Below are 15,988 nucleotides of genomic sequence, written 5' to 3'. Positions count from 1 at the left end.
GATTATTTAAGCCACGGTAGCGCATCGGCCGAGTAGCGATGCGCGCGAAAGGCGCTATTATGCTTACCGGGGATGATCCCCTTACTAAGATGCTCCGGGTATTCATTGAAGTAAGGAATAATGTATTCCCATACCGTTTCCCCCTGCGGAGTAACTTCAAACAGGCGGCCGAAAGCGGATTCGCAGATAAAGGTATTGCCGTTGGCCAGGCGCTGAGCGCTGCCCATATAGGGTGAGAAAAAGGCCGGCGGGAAAATATCGCGATATTGCCAGCGAATAGCCTGGGTGTGCGGGTCGAACTCCAGCACCGTGGAGTGTGGCGAGGTCACGCCGGGGCGCAGGTTACCGTTATCGAACACCAGAATCGAACCATTTTCCATCTCAATCGGGGTGTGCTGTTGGGCGACGACATCGGGCCCCACGTGCCAGACCACGCTGCCGTTCTCTTTATTGACGGCAATCACCCCGGAGGTGGTACGCAGGCTCATCAGCACCAGGCCGTCGCGGGTGACCGACAGACCGTTGATCATCGGCCAGTGGCGGCGGTCGAAGATCTCATGAACCTTAAAATCTTCCGGGGCCAGGTGCTCCCAGGCGCGCCATTCCCATACCACTTCACCGTCGCGATTGACCTCTTTGACGACATCACTCTGTATGACGCCGTCCGGGGCATCGCGGCGCGGATCGCCGCCGGTAACCCGAGCGGAAATTTCTGTCGGCAGTGGCGCCGCCGCGGTATACAACAGATTACCGTTCTCCAGCCACTGCGCGTCGTGGTGATGGAAGATATCCTCATAATGCCAGACCACTTCGTTATCCGGATTGACTTCATAAAAATCGCCACCGTGCCAGAGATCCCAGGCCGGATAAAGGTTGGCCGACGTGCTGTGGCTACCGTTATAGCCGAGGTTACCGTTAGGCAGCAGCACGGCATCGCGTCCGGTACGAACCGGGAGCTGCCACTGGTGCACAACTCTTCCAAACTCATCAACCAGATATACCCGGCCTTCGGCAGTTTGAGGGGCGAAGAGCGTATAGCCGCCAAAGCTTTTCTCCATATCGGAGAAGGTCAGCCCGCTCGGACGACGCCCGAGGGTGAATGCAGGATCCTCAGATAAATTTGCCACATAGCCTCCTGAAACGATTATTTTTTGGCAAAATGCGCAATTAAAACGTTTTAATGAAGCGTCATTAGATAGGAATACTCGCCAGAGAGCTACGGAAAACGGGCGCTTTTTTAATATGATTTTGTTATGGAATAGTGCCGAAATTCCTAACTCGGAAATGTGCTACCCTCGATCGTAAACTTTAGGGAGGGAACGTCAGCCAGATGACTGCTCAAGGTAAAAAACGCGCCAGACTCATTGATGTTGCACGCCTTGCCAGCGTATCGCCTGGCACCGTGTCTAATGCGTTACATCACACCCGTTTTGTCGAACCTGAGACCCGGCAACGCATCGAAGAGGCGATTCAGGCGCTGAACTACACGCCTAATATTCGCGCCCGCCAGCTGCGTACCGGGAAAACCAACACTATTGCGCTTCTTTCTTCCTTGCCGCTGACCATCGCCTCCGGAGCATCGAAGCTGGGATTTATGATGGAGGTCGCGCTTACGGCGGCGATTATGGCTCTGGAGAAGCAGCATGCGCTGATCCTGGTCCCGCCCGGAAAGAACCCGCTGGACATGGTGACCTTTGATGCCGCCATTCTGCTTGAACCCACCGAAAACGATCCGCAACTGCAGGCTCTGCAACAGGCGGGGATCCCATGCATCACTATTGGCCGTACGCCGGGAACACCGACACCGGTACCGTGGGTGGATCTGCACTCGGAAGCGACGGCCAAACTATTGCTGACCCACCTGCAGACAGAAGGCGCCGATTGTTGCGCGCTCTTTGTCGGGCATACGCCGCGGACTTCCGCGCAGGAAACGGAGGCAGCTTATCGCCTCTGGTGTGAGGAGCGGCAGGAGCCGGTGATCTATTACCTTGATGAGCATGAAGGGGAAACTGCAGGCTATCGGGCAGCGCGTCAGATGTTGCAGGAACATCCCAAAGTCAATGGAGTCCTGGTACTGGTTGATACCTTTGCCAGCGGCTGCGTGCGCGCTTTTCAAAATGCGGCGATCGCCATACCGCAGCAGATGCGCTTAGCCACCCGTTATGACGGTATTCGCGCCAGGGAATCTTTGCCGCCGCTGACGGCGGTGAACATGCACCTTGATGAGATCGCCCGTCAGGCCATCATGCTACTGTTTGAAGTCCTGGCCGGACATAACGTGGTCGGCAGCTGCGGGCAAATGCCAGAACTGGTGGTCAGAGCCTCAAGCAGAGCGTCATAATGCTTCGGATAAGAGACATGATTAAGCAACATCAAAGAAATCTTCCAGAATTTTATAAACCGTTGAGCGGGCTTATACTTAGCTGCCGGGCTATCTCTGTTGCGCCTGCACCCTTCTGGTGAAGCGCCAGTACAGTGGTCCTGTCTACAGAACGCCTGCGGCCAAATTTGATTCCTTTAAGCTTAGCTTCCTGTCTAACCTTGTTTGTGCGCTCCAGAATTCTTCTGCGTTCAGCCTGGGCTACTGCTGAGAGGATTGTGACTACCATTTGCCCCATTTCACCATCGGTGCTGATCCCGGCGTCAAAAAACCGGACAGCCACGTCCTGAGCATCGAACGCTTTAATCAGCTGAATCATATCGGCAGTATCGCGGCCAAGGCGGTCGAGTTGCTTCACCAGAATGGCATCACCTTCCTCCACCTCCATGCACCGCAAATCAAACCCTTGACGATCTGTATGACTGCCGTATGCCTTGTCGGTAAAAATGCGGTTGGCTTTGATGCCAGCATCCCTTGAATACCGTCAAATTTTCAGCAGCTCCCGCCGGGAGCACCACCCTGGCTGCCTGCGATTACCTCAGCTGCGAGTTCAGCTCACGACGACAGCATTTTGACGACACACCAACGGAATTCATCAGCCAGCCATGGAAACGACTGGTGATTAATAAAGAAAAACATATCCCCCGCCGGGGATACACGCTGTGCTTTCTCAGGCAACTGCAGGACAGCCTGAGACGACGGGATACCAGTTTTCCACGCGGCTGGCTGATGCCGGTGCTTTGGTTTTCTGGCGCATGGACAATGGCGCCGATTATGACGTGCTGAATGATATTGCCAGAGGGCAGTCACATCCCCGAAAAATAGCCTTTCAATGGGACGAAATGATCCGGGTCACAGGCTCCCTGAAGCTGGGCAAGGTACAGGCTTAGCTCTTGGTCCGTTCATTACTGAAAGTGAACGTCTCTCCGGACTGCCCCAGGCAATCATTGAAGTGGGACGCATTAACAAAACGCTGTATCTGCTTAATTATATTGATGATGAAGATTACTGCAGGCGCATCCTGACCCAACTTAACCGGGGAGAAAGCCGCCATGCCATTACCAGAACTATCTGTCACGGTCAGAAAGGTGAGATTAGAAGGCGATATACTGATGGTCAGGAAGATCAACTGGGCGCATTGGGGCTAGCTAGTCACCAACGCCGTCGTGTTATAGAACACTATTTATGCGGAATGGAAAATCTACAGAAATTCTTGATGCTTTAAGGTTCCCTATGAGCGAAAGACGGACATTAACCCAGTGCCAGCTGTTTTTTATATTCCAGAGCGAGCGCTCTTATCTAATATTTAAAAGACTGACTTATTCATTCCATTAGTCATGCATTGACTGGCCCGCTCCGTTCAGCCGCGACGTTCATCTGAACATCAGTTGAATTTCCGGCGGAAAAGCTATTGAAAGGGACAGGCAAATTCCGCGCCTGCTTGTGAATGGCGTTAAAGTTTATATAACGGTCAATATCGCAAAATTTCGGACCGTATAAGTGATTATTCTAAAGCCATGTTCTTACGAAAATATCCCCTAAAAGTGGACGCAAAGAATACAATGCCGGTTGCCGCTCACAGTAGTCAGAACGGAAATATTTCACAGTCTGAGCGGTGGGTAAATCATCGTGCTGTTGCATCTGGCATACGTCCTTGGACACATATTCGTGTAAATCATGAATTTTATTCCGGCATGAATCAGAAGGGGTGACGGAGGTCTTTTCTGCAGACAAGCTTCGCTTTAAGACGAAACCGGAATTCTCTGGTATATTTATTATTCTGTGCAAGTCGGCCTGCACGGTGGACAACCGCCTGCCACCTTACGCCGTCTGGCTCGCCCTATAAGCATGACATGCTCCTTCTGTGAGCCTGATTCCGGCAGCATGCCTCTGTCACCTCTTTTAAAATATTTCTTTAAACTGTCAGATTTGGAGTCATCAGGAGTTAACGTACCCGAAAACCATATTGCGGGTAGATAAATTTAAATTATTTTAAAACCAGTGCCGCGTCAGATATTTATAATTTACTAAAAAGGTTCATTATATTTACCCTTCTTCACCTATAGGCCCTAACGATAGATTAATTTAAAAATTCACACCCAACTTGATATAATTAAGGAGTGGTTAACTTCATTCTCATTCGTTAATTAAGCGAGGTGTAACGTGTTGTACAGCGAAGACATGACCGGTCACGCAGTTATTGGTGAAGCAGCAGTCAATCTTGCCGTGCGTGAACAGGAAATAACCGTCGATTCGCTCCTGACGGAGCTTAACATGATATTGAGAGATGAAGAGCTCAGCAGTCACATTGCCCGCATCAGCGCTGCCATTGACTGGCTGCGTGGCTTGCGTACCCTGGGCGCCCGCGGTGGCATGACAAAGAGCTGGATGCTTTCTGGTACAGGCGACCACAGTGGAGGCAGCGAGGCGGCCATCCGTCTGCAGGCTGATGAAGACGATGAAATGAGATAATCACATTCCGCCAGCGCGGGCGACGGGTGCCCGCTCTGTTCTTTGAACGAAAACCTGAATCAAATAAATATAGTCAGGCCAAGGAAACGATATTCACCTTCCCCTTTCCTATAATGATACTGACGTCAGGCATGCGCTGCGGAAGCTGTTCAACCAGCGACATAATAAAATCACGAAATCATTTCCAGCGCCGCCATCCGCTCAGGTTGTTCCGGCAGGGACCTTCACAGCATGAAAAACACAAATTCAGTATCCGCCATTCGCGCCCGCCTGCAGAACCTGGGCGAGACGCTGACGGCAGAGCGTAATGAGCTTGAAGCAGCTATCAAGGCAATTCTGGCCTTGGGCGGTCAGCTGACCAAAAAAACGCTCATTATTCACGTCATTAGTGAGCTCGAGCAGGAGCAGGACGCGCAGAGGCAAACGGTGCTGCGCGACGTGCTGGAGCTGATCGTGACCCACACGCCGGACGATGCCGGCGGTCAGGCTTTGTGAGGCTGAAACTCCGGTCAAGTCTATTCGTCAGTTCAGTTTTCCTGCAAAGAGGCGGATAGCCCGGTTGCAGGCCTCGCGCATGGTCATACTGGCGCTGGACTCCTTCAGGCACCACAGTGTACCGATGAGCTCGTGCGGGTTCACTGATTCGCCTCGGCGCAGTATTTGCCTGATGGCCAGCCCGATGGCTTCGTGCATCAGGTCCTGTATTTCACTTTCGTTTTTCAGATACGCTCCGCTTATTGGGGATATATACAGTGTATCGCGGTAAGCGGTGCGCATAAATATGTACGAAAAAAAAACGCCCGGAGGCGCTTAAATCAGCGGGGTGGCGGCCCCGTCGGGCGGTATATCTCTTTCGCCGCCCAGCACCTCGTACTCGTGACCGGGCTCGGGTACCTCGCCCGGCAGGGGCGTGGCGTCATCAGGCATCGGTTTTTCAGACATGCAGCGCTCTCCCGCAGGGCTGATTCCCGCCCTTCTGCTTTATGGTGTCGCTGTTCCTGGTGTTTTTTTGTTGCCCGCTGGCAGTATGTTGTGGTCGGCGTCTTTGCCATCCTTCACATTTTGTGACGCAATTTGATACGCGTGCCGGTAACTCATGGCGGAGCACAGAAAACGACGCTCGGGGTGATCCTCCAGGCACGCGCAGCCTTTCACGTGCAGGTGGTCCTGCTTCTCCGTCATGAGCAGATAATAAAACTGTCACATATCTCACCTTCTTCCCTGCTAAAGCAGCCACTGTGCGCCCGGTTACATAACGGACGGAATTAATTTCTGTCGCGATTTAAGCAAGCCACGAAGAGGCTGTAATATCGGTGTTAAGAATACGTGCATAGAACCAGTAGTTATTTTGGAATCGTTCATTCCCAAATTTAGATTAGTACTTTTATATGATTGCCGTTAGAGCTTCATTTTCTTCCGCTCTTTATACGCCTGCGCCTTCTGCAGGACACGCCTCTCTCCCGGACACACTGATGCCTTACCACTCAACCGACACCGTGTGCGGCTTTGCCGGCATACTGCCTGAAACCCTGCGCCGCTGGCGCCGCGCCGGACTGGTGGCCACGCCCGGCCGCCCAGGCTACACAGACGCACAGCTCTCTGCGGTGCTGCGGGTGCGCGACCTGACGGCGGAGGGGCACCGGCTCTGCGACGTTTATGCCGTGATGAAGTGGCCCGCGCTGACCCTTTCGGGCGGCTGGGCCTTTCGCGAAGAGGAGATGCTGCTGCTTCTGCAGCGCAGTACGGATCAGGATGTGCAGAATGAGATGCGTAAAATGGCCACGGACTACTGCACCGAGGACTTCATCAACCGCTATCTGCGGCCACTGAACCTGTGGCTGCGCAGCGACCTCAGCAGCGAAGCCGCCGGCAGGCTGGGCCGCTTCCATCGTTCTGTGCTTGAACAGTGGCGCATCATGTCCGTGGCAGCAGCCGGGCGCCGGTGCGTGCCCCTGTTCCTCGAGCCCGTCAGCGTGACCGATGAGACTGAAATCTGGATGGAGGCCATACGGCTGACCGGGCAGGGATTTCGTGTAGAGGTAGCGGAGGAAGGTCAGCGTATAGCACGACGGCGCCATGAACATCATCTTATGTGGTGCGGCAACGGCATCAGTGCGGCGGAGCTGCAGCGATTCCACCTCCGGTGCGAATCGGGAGAATGCGTGATGCTCACCGGCCCCGACACCGGCCTGAGGGCCGTTAAGCCAGAGCAATGTGCATCTCAGTCAAAAAGACCCGCTGAGGCGGGTCTGCATAAATTCTGGCGGGTGCAAACCAAGACCCGGTGGAAGAAATCCGCACGATTAGCCTGACATACGTCCCGCTTGATTGCAGGCGCCGAACGGTCACTCAGAACGAGATGAGCATTTTGCAGATTACGTATCACATTGACTACCAGTACAAATTACCCGGCGATAACAGGCCGGTCGCGAGCGGCAGCTTAATGCGCAGCTCAGCAGGGGAGACGCCGTTAATGTTTCTGCCCGCAGAAGGGGACTTTGTGGAGATCAGCGGTAACCCCACGCAAGACGAGACGCTGACGTCCTTTTCCGGGCGGGTCGTATCCCGGCTGTTCCGCTACGAAAGGTAGTCGGCGACAGAGGTTTTCTGCCACATCAACATCATTGTAGAGGAGTGCAGTCAGGATTTTCCCCGCCTGGTGAACGAGTGACTGCGGATAAAATCGTTAAAGAAAAAATATTTTCGTGTATATCACGATCGCCAGTCCCGGCCCCTCTGAGGTTAATTTCATCTACCTGAAAGGGGGGAACAATGACGTAAGATCATCACAACGGGCGGCAACGACCCTTCAGCCCGTCGTCGCATCAGCATAAATTCTCCCCCCCTGCATTGATTGCCCACCCTCCCCCGCTTTTTCCGAAACTTACGCTCTTCGCTCCGCGCCTCGTTTACTGCCATATACTTGACTTAACAGACGGGGAATTCAGAGCCGGGGCACGCCGGTAAACCTCTTTTCCATCTCCTGTCGCACACACATTCAGCCTGGGGCCTTTACAGCATGAGAAATACGAATTCGGTTGCGCACATTCAGGACTGCCTGCTGGGCAGCGGCAGCCGCTTTGAGTCACAGAAGGAGACGCTGGACGACCTTCTCGCTGATGGAGTACCGGTAAGTAACAAATCCATCATAATGCAGATTATGAGAAAAATTACGGATGAAAAGGACGGTGTGAGGCAGAATACGTTGCGTGTACTTCTTGAGCTGGTCGTGGGGTATACGCCAGACGATCCGGGCATCTGAAGGCGGTCTTGCTGCCGGCCACGCACAGCCGGCAGATGCAGGCCAGTACTTTCATGCGCTGCAACGCGGTCTGACACGCGCGATGCCAGCTGAAGGCAGGGTCCGGGAGCTGCCATATACGCGATCTGCTTTCGTTCAGAACAGCCTCCGTGTGCCCAAATATAATGCGGTGGATTTAATCTCTGTGTCGGTTTGTGCACATAACTATCGGAGAGTGTCGTCCCGGACAGGTTCTCGGGCCGGTACACGCCTGAGCGCGACCGCTGAGGTCATCTTCATCGTCGTCTTCCGGCCAGAGCCGGACTAAATCCTATCGCGTCAGTTCTTCTCGTCGTTCAGGCCCGCAAGGGTCTGCAGGTACGGCACGCGCCGGACGGCCTTCTCCGGCTCGTGGAAGCTCTTCAGCCAACTTCTGGCTTCGGATATTTCTGCGAGCCGTTTATCGCTGTCGCCGGCCTGCACCATGTGCTCAAGCTCGGCAATAAGCGATTGAACGCTTATTTCCTTTTCGCCCAGCGCCAGGCTAAGTGCCGCTTCGCCAATAATGACGTGCCCTTTCCCGTCGTGTTGAATAGACAAATTTACTACCTCCTTTTACGTTGATGACAGCCTCACGTCACACTGTAGACGTCGCTGAAGAAAGCGTCCGGAGGATGTTCTGAAAAAACCTTAGTCCGTAATAATTTATTTCAGTCATTTTGATCACAGGGCTCTTTGTGCGTTAAAAACTACCGTTTCAGGCTTTCTGGATATTTATTCAGCGTCTCATCATACCTGTTGCCGGTCCGGTTTGAGAAATGGCCGCTGGCTGCTATGGTGCCCGTGACAATCTGCGGCAATACGGAGCCTGAAATGCTTACAACAATAATTTACCGGAGCCACCTTGCCGATGAGGTACCCGTCAGCGTTCTGCCGGGAATGGTGGAGAAGGCCAGCCTGCTGAACGCCCGACATCAGGTCACGGGGATCCTGCTCTTTAACGGCACACACTTCTTTCAGATTCTGGAGGGACCGGAGGAAGGCGTACTGGACATTTACGGCCGCATCTGCGCCGACCGGCGCCACCATAACGTGGTTGAGCTGATGCGCGACTATTCACCGTCGCGCCGCTTTGGCAACCACGGCATGGAGCTGTTCGACCTGCGCCATCACGACAGCGGCAGCGTGCTGCAGGCGGTGCTTGACCGCGGCACGTCTAAATATCGTCTGACCTATGATGACCGCGGCCTGCAGTTCCTGCGAACCTTCGTGGAAGCACGTGAGAAAGAAAACTACTTCGAGGTCCTGCCCGCCGACTACTGGGACTTCGTCCCGGACGACAACGGGTCACCGGCCCCGGCAGCGGGCGTCACCTTCCGCCCGGTGGTCGATCCGCTCGGCCGTGAGGTCACGGCCCTTGAGGCCCTGCCCGATGACGCGCCGGCAGGGCTCTCCGGCGTGGCGCTGTACGAGCATAATCTCGATGCGGTCACCGGGGCGATGAACAGGGCCGGCAGATCGTGCCCTGACGACATCATGCTGTACCTCAGCATTCTGCCTATGACGCTGGTTTATGTTCCGGAGGCCGTCAGCCGGCTCGTCAGCGCCATTGACAGCGCCGGGATGGTGCCGCAGCAGATCATTCTGGGCGTCAGCGAGACAGAGATTATCTCTCAGCTGGAAGCGTTTTCTCAGGCGGTGCGTCAGCTGAAGCAGGCCGGCATCAGTCTGTCCATCGATAACTTTGGTGACGGCTCAGCCGGACTGTCACTGCTGGCGCACGTGCAGCCTGATCGCGTGCGCATCGGTGCCGGAATCGTTCGCAATATTCACCGCAGTGGCCCCCGTCAGGCGGTGGTACACGCCGTGCTGCGCTGCTGTTCGGCGCTGGAAATTAACGTGATCGCGGCGGGCATTGAGCAGCCGGAGGAGTGGATGTGGCTGGAGGCGGCGGGGGTCACTGATTTCCAGGGCGCTCTGTTCACCGCTGAAGGCGCGGCCGTCGCCTGGCCGGAGACACGGGAAGCCGTCTGAGGCACGGGACAGAAATGGGCCCGCAGGCCCCGGATGATTAACAGGCTGCGGCACGCTGAGGCGGGTGCTGCGCGGCAATAACGGCCGCCGGCGCTTCAGCCTTTTCCTGCCGCAGCGTTCTGCCGCGGTTGGCCTTTTCAAGCCAGGTGCGGAAATGCGTCGTCATGGCCGCCGCGTGCTGCGCGTCCGGAGTGCGGTAAATCAGCAGCCGGCTTTTGGTCTGGTTTGTGCAGTCTATGGCGTAAATCTCGACGCCGGCACCGCGCTGCTCGCTTTCAATTGCTGTGAAATGCATCTGAGGCCAGCGGTTCACCTTCAGCATAAACTCACTTAAAATCATTTTTTTTCCTTTTATTGTTATAAAACCGGTTCTCTTTTCACTGGTCCGCCCAGTGTAGAGCTGGTTGCAGACTCTGCAAGTGGTCAGCACAACAATATGCGTAAAGGTTGCGAAAGCCCCCCCCCCTTTTTTCGGCGCCGGAGATAGCTTCAGCATGCGCCAGCGGGAGGTATCCGGCAATCCGCCGGCAGACTATCGGTGCAACAGGTATTAACGCACATGAGACGCAGCAATGCTTAACGAAGACAGGCTCACTCAAGTCGCCGGTAATCCGGGAAATCATGACCCTGGGGCCGTGACGATGGCGCAGGAACCCCTGCAGCTGCGCCGCGCGCTGGGTGCGCCCAGGGCCTTTGTACATCCGCTGGGCGAGCTTTACGTTGAGGACGGGAGCCATGATCTGGCCGGCGAGCCTGGCGGCGCGCGGCGACGTCTGCCTGTACCGCCTGGAGAAGCCTTAACGGTGGCGGAACCCGCATCGCCAGCAGCAAAGCAGCGTGGTCGCAGCAAGAAAATGTCCGCGCAGGAGTAAGGCACCGTCAGAGCAGGATACCTCCCTCACTGGCAGCGTTACCGTGCCGGATATTTACACTGCAGTGGAAAAGTTTTATGCCGGACAGATTACCCTTTTATGTCCGGACCAGTTCTGCTGTGGTAAGCTCCGCGCCCGAAACCTGCTGCCGGATAACCCCATGAAAAATGACTTTGAAGAAAAAATGGCCGACATCATGATTGGCGAGGCCGTAACGGCGCTGCTGGATGAAGACGTGGCCATCAGCTGGGCAGTCCTGACAGACCGCCTGCGCGCGGCGATTGAACATGAAACGGATGAAGACCGGGTTCGCGCGGGGCTGCGCGCTATCGAAGAGGTCCGGCGGGAAATGCACATTCGCGCCGGTGAGAAGACCGGGTTCGCCAGCGCTGACGATCTGTCATCGCAGAAGCTTCACTAAAGTCACCCGGGCTGTCGCGGTGCCTGTCTGTTATACTGTACGCTTATCCACCTTACGGACGGAGGTCATATGAATGATGACACCACCGCCGAAGATATCTACGCCGTTATCGGAACGGTCGTGGCGCGCCTTCTTAAGCCGGACCAGCACCTCACCCTGCACGAAATCATCAGCGCCCTGCACAGCATGGGTGAGTCGGCCAGCGCTGCCGCAATGCGCGAAAATTGCGAACGCGCGTTCAGACTTCTGGCTCAGCAGATGCACTGACCTTCAGATTCATCTCGTTATGACGCATTTCCCTCGCGCAATAACCGTAACGTGCCACACTGAGGAAAGTGAAACCACTTAAACCGGGAGGTGCCTGTGAAAGTCTGGATTGCCCTAACCCTCGCCGCCGCAGTCAGCTGCTCCGTGTGGGCTTCGCAGGGGGGATTTGACTCTCAGCCAGCGCTGAATACCGCGCTGGCTGCGCAGCAGAATTAATCTCAGAAGTTTTCGTCGTCGGGCGTTTTACCCACCACTATTTCCAGCGCGCTGCGCAGCACGTCCAGTTCGGCCACGTCTGAGGAGCTTTCAAGCTCGGCGATCAGGTAAAGAATGATCGCTTTGCTGGTCACCTTTTTACCACTGATAACGATATCGCGGATGACAGCGTCCAGCACGGCGGTTTCGGCGGCCAGTGCGTCGCCACTACTGCGGAAGTGATGAATGATGTCGGCTTCAGTGGAGGTGTGCTGTTCGTTGAGCTGCATGGTGTTATCCGTCAGGCCCCTGCGGGCAAAAGTGACCAGGCTAATGCCTGAAATAAAAACGGCCACCCTCCGGTAGCCGCGTCCTGCGGGCATCCTGCCACTCTCCGCTGCTTACGGAAATCCATCCTTCATTTTATTTCTTGCTACCGCTGTCCGGAGTCGTGCTGGCATCAAACGCGAGCACGGCTGCATCGCGGCTTTCACGGGACTGGATAAACTCAGTCTGCACCTCGCCCAGCGCCATAGCTAAAGCTTCGCGTTTCACCGGGGTTGTCGCACCGCTGTGCATTATGCGGAGTTGCCGCGCAAGGCTGTTTGCGCTGATGCTGTCTTCGTTGCTCAGCAGTGCGACCACGGCCTCGCCCAGCACAACGTCGGCGAGGCGTTTTAAATCTGTGTTGTTCATACCCGCTTCTTCAGGATCGTGCCCCTCCGGGCTGGGTGGCAGGACGGCCATTCCGGACCGCCCTGAATGCGCGCTCCGGGCGAAGCTTCATTACGGCGGGGTAACTCAGCGGTCAAACAGCATGCCGATAAGGGTCTGATAGTGACGCTCTTCCTCAGGGGTCGAAGACACCTCAAGGCGGCGCAGCAGCTTGGTGCAAATGGCCTTGCGGTTGAGGTTCTTGCCCGCGCGCAGGATTTCGACGACAATCTGTCCGAGGGTTACCTGCTGGGTCGGTGCCGACGCTTTGCTGAAGTACTGTGCAATATCGTTCGCGGTGTCCGGGAATTTCGTAACGTTCTGACGCATGGTGAACCTCTTTGGTTAAAATATAGTCGGCTCTGTCTGACCGTAAAGTTATACAATCAAATCAAACTTGTACAGAGATTGTGTTGCTGTACAGCTTATCTTTTTGTGCAAAAAGTGCTAGTTATTAATAAACAATAACTTGCGTAAGTATCAGCGGGCGAATGATGAGTGGGGTAACGAATAGGTTGTACAATATTCAGAATAACGGGGGCCAGCTTACATGTCTGGGGGCGGGGAAAAAGCCCGTCCGGTGTCTGAACCGGACGGACAAAAAATCTTCAGTGCGTCGAGCCGCGGCCCGCCCCGGTAACCCATCTCAGCTCGTCCCGGTTGCCTGAAGCTGGCATGAACCCACGGACCCAGCGTTTCGCCTCTCTTATCTGCACGCAGCGCGCAGGATTTTCCTCGGCGGCAGCCATCCCAGCCAACTCCCTTACAAGCGTGTCAACAGTAATATCCGCATTATTTAGCGCCAGATGGATCGCAGCTTCGCCAATAATCAGCTGGTTTTCGTTATAATAATAATCAAGCATGTATTTCTCTCCTTCAGCCTTACTGCGGTATTTCAGTGTAGTCGCTTAGAGGACTAAAAACCGGTTCCGTATAAATACTTTCAACGCACTATCTCGCCAGCCAGGAATGCACTCAGTTACAGAGAGGTAAAAACATTTTAAAATTCAGGCGCCTGGCATGTTATTAGAGTTAAATCTCGGAAAATACTGAATAAAATTTATTTTCCCTCTGAAATCGTTTTCATTTTGAGAGGCGGGGAGGACAGGCGATTTAATTTCAGGCAAAGATCTAACGTGATACTGAAAACATAGCCGGTGAGCCTGAAAGGTATTGTCTTTAAAATGCGCTGCGGATAAGAAAAATCATGCGATAATTCGTGTTGATTAATCTTCACCGGTATCAAATAAAATCAGGTAGTATTAATTTCCTAATTGAGCGCGCCGGGATAAATATTATCACCGGTGCGCGTCTGTATGACTTAACTAAATTTCAGGTTTTGGACCGCGGCGGCTGATAAGCCCCCCCTTACGGCCAGCCTCTCGCGCGCGATCTGGGCAGTGTTTAAAGTTGCCGCCGCTGGCAGCGCCGCCTTTGCTGCCCGCCTCGGAGGCGCGTGCGGGGTCGGCCGCAAAGTTTCCCGCACCACCGCGTCTTACTGTTGTCATGATGTATCCCTCAGATGATAGATGTGCTGTGTATCAGGCAGTTAAAGTGTGATAGCTGTGCACAATTCTGCCCGCCTTCAGAGCATTTTTATTACGGGAATACGACGGCGGATACGTTTTTGCAGAACGGCTGAATCTGAATTGCGTGCCCGCTGAATCTCCGCGCTTGCGAACTCAGCGAGTGCGTGGAACGGCGCGTAACATCCCTCTGATGGAGAACTGTTATGCAGGCCCGCCGTTCCGCATCCGTATTATTTCTGCGCAGCGTTCAGGGGGGGCGTGCTGATGACTATTAGTCGTCTCAGGAGGCTTTCAGGCTCGGCGCCCCATCAGAAGGCGGCCCAGTGGCCGCAGAACGCCATCCAGCTGCGCACCGGGTGCAGGCAGCCCGACTGCCCGTCCCGTCCCACACGCGTACACGTAGTGCTCCGGGTCGCGCAGCGCCCAGGCAATCATCCCCTCCCACATCACCTTTGCGGCATTTGTCTGCGCGCTGTCGGTAATGATGATCGACCAGCGATGCAGAAAATGGCAGAAGAACCGGCGCGCCAGGCCGTGCACCGCCCCCTCGTGCTGCGGCTGACGGGTGCGCCATACCATCACCTGTATGCAGGCGCGCTCCGGTGAAGTAAAGTCTTCGGTTTCTTCAAGCCTTACCGCATACGCGGTCTCCGGCTCTGGCTCCTGCGTTATAAGCCTGAACTCTCGCTCTGCTCTGTTCTGCCAGAGGGCGTGGCCGAACGGCGTCACAAATCCGGGCAGCGTAAACGGCTCCACGTTGCGGGAAAGAAACGCGCGGGTGTCGGCCCGATTGGTGTCTTCTGGGTTCAGCACCTGACTGAAGCTGGTATCGGGCAGGGTAATGGGCATGCTGTCGTTCGCCGTTGTTTTTCTTTTCAATGAGCCTCCCTGATAACCGGAGCGTAAGATTATCCCTCTGAATTGTCAGTAATAATTCGTGGTTCTGTTTAGAGGATAGTGCACCGGCTGATTAATGCTGTACACGCGCCGGTACATCGGTTACTTTGCGCCCGACCTCATTCTTTATGCACGGGTATTTCATGCGACAGGACGGACTACCGCCGGAAAAAGATGCCGGGCTGACCGGCTACTTCAGCCAGGTCACCCACCCCAGCCAGATTGCGCTGCTGGGGCGAATCACCGTCGACATTCTGCGTCAGGAGCGGCGCCTGACGCGCACAGCGCTTTGCCTTAAGCTAATTGCTCGCCTGGACTGTACCGCCGATGAGGCCGAGGCGGCACACCTGACGGCGCTGCTCCGGATGCTGTTTAATCGCTGAGTCCGGAGCGAAGTGCCGGCGGGGGACCGGTTAAGGAATGTCCGTCGAAAGAAGAGAGCGGTTGCTACCCCGCAGTAAATACACGGTCCGCAAATGGCGGTTACAGATAAACCAGACTTCGTCACGGTCGTTGGAAAGAATTAAATAGGCGTCAGACGTTTCCGACGGGTTAAAGCACCCCAGCACCCCAGCACCCCAGCGCCCGGAAGGCCGTGGTGAGGCTGAACCCGCTGAGCAGCGGCAATGGCCGCGTGCCGCCCGGTAGCTCTTCAATCCTGAGATAAAGACTCTTTTCCATCCACAGCATGTCCACCTCCACCTCGGCAGCGCCTCTTCATACTTCAGTAAAAGTTACGGCGCCGGGTACCTTCCGGTGATTCAGAAGGGCTACCACCTGAATTGCGCCTTTGTTTCTGCTGTACCTGTGTAGCATGACCCCGTCGCACAGAGGGATTAATCGTGTTCAGAGCATAGCAGTTAGTCAGCTTTTGATGACAAACGTCAGGCTAATGTCCACTATGAGCGAACAGCAGACGTTGACTGATGACTACTCAGTGAATTCATCATTATTGAACATACCCTC

General features: G+C 54.9%; 22 protein-coding genes and 3 pseudogenes. 12 read left to right on the top strand and 13 right to left on the bottom strand.

Features of this window, described 5'->3' with window-relative positions; translation table 11 throughout:
* Positions 1–2: 2 nt before the first annotated feature.
* Positions 3–1,058 carry an aryl-sulfate sulfotransferase gene (locus ACIP6T_RS23750; protein ID WP_370659838.1) on the bottom strand — a complete coding sequence of 352 codons (1,056 nt, stop codon included), beginning with the start codon at positions 1,056–1,058 and terminating at the stop codon, positions 3–5.
* A 272-nt stretch (positions 1,059–1,330) separates the two neighbouring features.
* Between ACIP6T_RS23750 and ACIP6T_RS23745 the strand changes: the two genes are divergently transcribed.
* A complete protein-coding gene (locus ACIP6T_RS23745; protein ID WP_400459550.1) occupies positions 1,331–2,341 on the top strand; it encodes a substrate-binding domain-containing protein in 1,011 nt (336 codons plus the stop codon).
* Between the two features lie 21 nt (positions 2,342–2,362).
* Here ACIP6T_RS23745 and ACIP6T_RS23740 read toward each other — a convergent pair.
* Positions 2,363–2,864, bottom strand: a pseudogene (locus tag ACIP6T_RS23740) (recombinase family protein); the annotation flags it as partial.
* On the opposite strand from ACIP6T_RS23740, the gene ACIP6T_RS23735 reads away from it, so the two are divergent.
* The 4 genes and pseudogenes from ACIP6T_RS23735 (at position 2,855) to ACIP6T_RS23720 (ending at position 5,347) form a co-directional block, all read left to right on the top strand.
* The gene (locus ACIP6T_RS23735; protein ID WP_400459739.1) at positions 2,855–3,166 is read left to right on the top strand and encodes a hypothetical protein; all 312 of its coding nucleotides are present in this window, start codon (positions 2,855–2,857) and stop codon (positions 3,164–3,166) included. The pseudogene ACIP6T_RS23740 and the gene ACIP6T_RS23735 sit on opposite strands and share 10 nt — an antisense overlap.
* Positions 3,082–3,536: pseudogene (locus ACIP6T_RS23730) on the top strand (Tn3 family transposase); the annotation flags it as partial. The gene ACIP6T_RS23735 and the pseudogene ACIP6T_RS23730, both read left to right, overlap by 85 nt.
* A gap of 1,007 nt (positions 3,537–4,543) precedes the next feature.
* Entirely contained in the window at positions 4,544–4,852 is a 309-nt protein-coding gene (locus ACIP6T_RS23725; protein WP_400459547.1) for a hypothetical protein, read from the top strand.
* Between the two features lie 231 nt (positions 4,853–5,083).
* Entirely contained in the window at positions 5,084–5,347 is a 264-nt protein-coding gene (locus ACIP6T_RS23720; protein ID WP_097098474.1) for a biofilm development regulator YmgB/AriR family protein, read from the top strand.
* Between the two features lie 27 nt (positions 5,348–5,374).
* Here ACIP6T_RS23720 and ACIP6T_RS23715 read toward each other — a convergent pair whose 3' ends face one another.
* Together ACIP6T_RS23715 and ACIP6T_RS23710 are read right to left on the bottom strand one after the other, a co-directional pair.
* A complete protein-coding gene (locus tag ACIP6T_RS23715) occupies positions 5,375–5,545 on the bottom strand; it encodes a hypothetical protein (RefSeq protein ID WP_400459544.1) in 171 nt (56 codons plus the stop codon).
* A 117-nt stretch (positions 5,546–5,662) separates the two neighbouring features.
* On the bottom strand, positions 5,663–5,794 hold the full coding sequence (locus ACIP6T_RS23710) for a hypothetical protein (RefSeq protein WP_400459541.1): 132 nt from the start codon (positions 5,792–5,794) through the stop codon (positions 5,663–5,665).
* 530 nt (positions 5,795–6,324) lie between these two features.
* Between ACIP6T_RS23710 and ACIP6T_RS23705 the strand changes: the two genes are divergently transcribed.
* Both ACIP6T_RS23705 and ACIP6T_RS23700 read left to right on the top strand, forming a co-directional pair.
* Positions 6,325–7,164, top strand: a complete 840-nt coding sequence (locus ACIP6T_RS23705; RefSeq protein WP_400459539.1) for a MerR family transcriptional regulator — start codon at positions 6,325–6,327, stop codon at positions 7,162–7,164.
* A 707-nt stretch (positions 7,165–7,871) separates the two neighbouring features.
* Positions 7,872–8,114, top strand: a complete 243-nt coding sequence (locus tag ACIP6T_RS23700) for a biofilm development regulator YmgB/AriR family protein (protein ID WP_400459536.1) — start codon at positions 7,872–7,874, stop codon at positions 8,112–8,114.
* Positions 8,115–8,432: 318 nt separating this feature from the next.
* Here ACIP6T_RS23700 and ACIP6T_RS23695 read toward each other — a convergent pair whose 3' ends face one another.
* The gene (locus ACIP6T_RS23695) at positions 8,433–8,693 is read right to left on the bottom strand and encodes a hypothetical protein (protein ID WP_097098471.1); all 261 of its coding nucleotides are present in this window, start codon (positions 8,691–8,693) and stop codon (positions 8,433–8,435) included.
* A 273-nt stretch (positions 8,694–8,966) separates the two neighbouring features.
* Between ACIP6T_RS23695 and ACIP6T_RS23690 the strand changes: the two genes are divergently transcribed.
* On the top strand, positions 8,967–10,127 hold the full coding sequence (locus ACIP6T_RS23690; RefSeq protein WP_097098470.1) for a diguanylate phosphodiesterase: 1,161 nt from the start codon (positions 8,967–8,969) through the stop codon (positions 10,125–10,127).
* Between the two features lie 37 nt (positions 10,128–10,164).
* On the opposite strand, the gene ACIP6T_RS23685 is transcribed toward ACIP6T_RS23690, so the two are convergent.
* Positions 10,165–10,467 carry a hypothetical protein gene (locus tag ACIP6T_RS23685; protein ID WP_097098469.1) on the bottom strand — a complete coding sequence of 101 codons (303 nt, stop codon included), beginning with the start codon at positions 10,465–10,467 and terminating at the stop codon, positions 10,165–10,167.
* Positions 10,468–10,768: 301 nt separating this feature from the next.
* On the opposite strand from ACIP6T_RS23685, the gene ACIP6T_RS23680 reads away from it, so the two are divergent.
* The 3 genes from ACIP6T_RS23680 (at position 10,769) to ACIP6T_RS23670 (ending at position 11,687) form a co-directional block, all read left to right on the top strand.
* Positions 10,769–10,999 (top strand): hypothetical protein, encoded by a 231-nt coding sequence (locus ACIP6T_RS23680; protein WP_141400293.1) that lies wholly within the window; start codon positions 10,769–10,771, stop codon positions 10,997–10,999.
* A 64-nt stretch (positions 11,000–11,063) separates the two neighbouring features.
* Positions 11,064–11,420, top strand: coding sequence for a hypothetical protein (locus tag ACIP6T_RS23675; RefSeq protein ID WP_320204560.1), 357 nt, complete (start codon positions 11,064–11,066; stop codon positions 11,418–11,420).
* Positions 11,421–11,489: 69 nt separating this feature from the next.
* Complete coding sequence (locus ACIP6T_RS23670; RefSeq protein WP_097098467.1) at positions 11,490–11,687, top strand: hypothetical protein; 198 nt, start codon at positions 11,490–11,492, stop codon at positions 11,685–11,687.
* A 218-nt stretch (positions 11,688–11,905) separates the two neighbouring features.
* Here ACIP6T_RS23670 and ACIP6T_RS23665 read toward each other — a convergent pair whose 3' ends face one another.
* From ACIP6T_RS23665 to ACIP6T_RS23640, 6 genes are all read right to left on the bottom strand, one after another.
* A complete protein-coding gene (locus ACIP6T_RS23665; RefSeq protein WP_097098514.1) occupies positions 11,906–12,172 on the bottom strand; it encodes a biofilm/acid-resistance regulator YmgB/AriR in 267 nt (88 codons plus the stop codon).
* A 133-nt stretch (positions 12,173–12,305) separates the two neighbouring features.
* Positions 12,306–12,578 carry a hypothetical protein gene (locus ACIP6T_RS23660; protein WP_097098513.1) on the bottom strand — a complete coding sequence of 91 codons (273 nt, stop codon included), beginning with the start codon at positions 12,576–12,578 and terminating at the stop codon, positions 12,306–12,308.
* Positions 12,579–12,683: 105 nt separating this feature from the next.
* Positions 12,684–12,926 carry a regulatory protein YcgZ gene (ycgZ, locus tag ACIP6T_RS23655; protein ID WP_097098466.1) on the bottom strand — a complete coding sequence of 81 codons (243 nt, stop codon included), beginning with the start codon at positions 12,924–12,926 and terminating at the stop codon, positions 12,684–12,686.
* A gap of 278 nt (positions 12,927–13,204) precedes the next feature.
* A complete protein-coding gene (locus tag ACIP6T_RS23650; RefSeq protein ID WP_097098465.1) occupies positions 13,205–13,459 on the bottom strand; it encodes a hypothetical protein in 255 nt (84 codons plus the stop codon).
* Between the two features lie 462 nt (positions 13,460–13,921).
* Entirely contained in the window at positions 13,922–14,104 is a 183-nt protein-coding gene (locus tag ACIP6T_RS23645; RefSeq protein ID WP_097098464.1) for a general stress protein, read from the bottom strand.
* Positions 14,105–14,416: 312 nt separating this feature from the next.
* Positions 14,417–15,004, bottom strand: a complete 588-nt coding sequence (locus ACIP6T_RS23640) for a hypothetical protein (protein WP_141400292.1) — start codon at positions 15,002–15,004, stop codon at positions 14,417–14,419.
* A gap of 161 nt (positions 15,005–15,165) precedes the next feature.
* Between ACIP6T_RS23640 and ACIP6T_RS23635 the strand changes: the two genes are divergently transcribed.
* On the top strand, positions 15,166–15,405 hold the full coding sequence (locus ACIP6T_RS23635; RefSeq protein ID WP_097098462.1) for a biofilm development regulator YmgB/AriR family protein: 240 nt from the start codon (positions 15,166–15,168) through the stop codon (positions 15,403–15,405).
* A 60-nt stretch (positions 15,406–15,465) separates the two neighbouring features.
* On the opposite strand, the pseudogene ACIP6T_RS23630 reads toward ACIP6T_RS23635, so the two are convergent.
* Positions 15,466–15,712 (bottom strand): annotated as a pseudogene (locus ACIP6T_RS23630) (hypothetical protein); the annotation flags it as partial.
* Positions 15,713–15,988 lie beyond the last annotated feature (276 nt).

This window comes from Pantoea sp. NPDC088449 (assembly GCF_044753225.1).
GTDB classification, from domain to species: domain Bacteria; phylum Pseudomonadota; class Gammaproteobacteria; order Enterobacterales; family Enterobacteriaceae; genus Pantoea; species Pantoea floridensis.
Note: the sequence above shows the minus strand (reverse complement) of the source record. Positions and strands in the feature narration are given on the sequence as shown.

Bases quoted from the DNA above. Each gene is read 5' to 3' on its own strand.
- ACIP6T_RS23750 (WP_370659838.1), bottom strand. From the start codon at position 1,058: ATGGAGAAAAGCTTTGGCGGCTATACGCTCTTCGCCCCTCAAACTGCC.
- ACIP6T_RS23745 (WP_400459550.1), top strand. From the start codon at position 1,331: ATGACTGCTCAAGGTAAAAAACGCGCCAGACTCATTGATGTTGCACGC.
- ACIP6T_RS23720 (WP_097098474.1), top strand. From the start codon at position 5,084: ATGAAAAACACAAATTCAGTATCCGCCATTCGCGCCCGCCTGCAGAAC.
- ACIP6T_RS23715 (WP_400459544.1), bottom strand. From the start codon at position 5,545: ATGCACGAAGCCATCGGGCTGGCCATCAGGCAAATACTGCGCCGAGGC.
- ACIP6T_RS23710 (WP_400459541.1), bottom strand. From the start codon at position 5,794: ATGTCTGAAAAACCGATGCCTGATGACGCCACGCCCCTGCCGGGCGAG.
- ACIP6T_RS23705 (WP_400459539.1), top strand. From the start codon at position 6,325: ATGCCTTACCACTCAACCGACACCGTGTGCGGCTTTGCCGGCATACTG.
- ACIP6T_RS23700 (WP_400459536.1), top strand. From the start codon at position 7,872: ATGAGAAATACGAATTCGGTTGCGCACATTCAGGACTGCCTGCTGGGC.
- ACIP6T_RS23690 (WP_097098470.1), top strand. From the start codon at position 8,967: ATGCTTACAACAATAATTTACCGGAGCCACCTTGCCGATGAGGTACCC.
- ACIP6T_RS23685 (WP_097098469.1), bottom strand. From the start codon at position 10,467: ATGATTTTAAGTGAGTTTATGCTGAAGGTGAACCGCTGGCCTCAGATG.
- ACIP6T_RS23680 (WP_141400293.1), top strand. From the start codon at position 10,769: ATGGCGCAGGAACCCCTGCAGCTGCGCCGCGCGCTGGGTGCGCCCAGG.
- ACIP6T_RS23670 (WP_097098467.1), top strand. From the start codon at position 11,490: ATGAATGATGACACCACCGCCGAAGATATCTACGCCGTTATCGGAACG.
- ACIP6T_RS23665 (WP_097098514.1), bottom strand. From the start codon at position 12,172: ATGCAGCTCAACGAACAGCACACCTCCACTGAAGCCGACATCATTCAT.
- ACIP6T_RS23660 (WP_097098513.1), bottom strand. From the start codon at position 12,578: ATGAACAACACAGATTTAAAACGCCTCGCCGACGTTGTGCTGGGCGAG.
- ycgZ (WP_097098466.1), bottom strand. From the start codon at position 12,926: ATGCGTCAGAACGTTACGAAATTCCCGGACACCGCGAACGATATTGCA.
- ACIP6T_RS23650 (WP_097098465.1), bottom strand. From the start codon at position 13,459: ATGCTTGATTATTATTATAACGAAAACCAGCTGATTATTGGCGAAGCT.
- ACIP6T_RS23645 (WP_097098464.1), bottom strand. From the start codon at position 14,104: ATGACAACAGTAAGACGCGGTGGTGCGGGAAACTTTGCGGCCGACCCC.
- ACIP6T_RS23635 (WP_097098462.1), top strand. From the start codon at position 15,166: ATGCGACAGGACGGACTACCGCCGGAAAAAGATGCCGGGCTGACCGGC.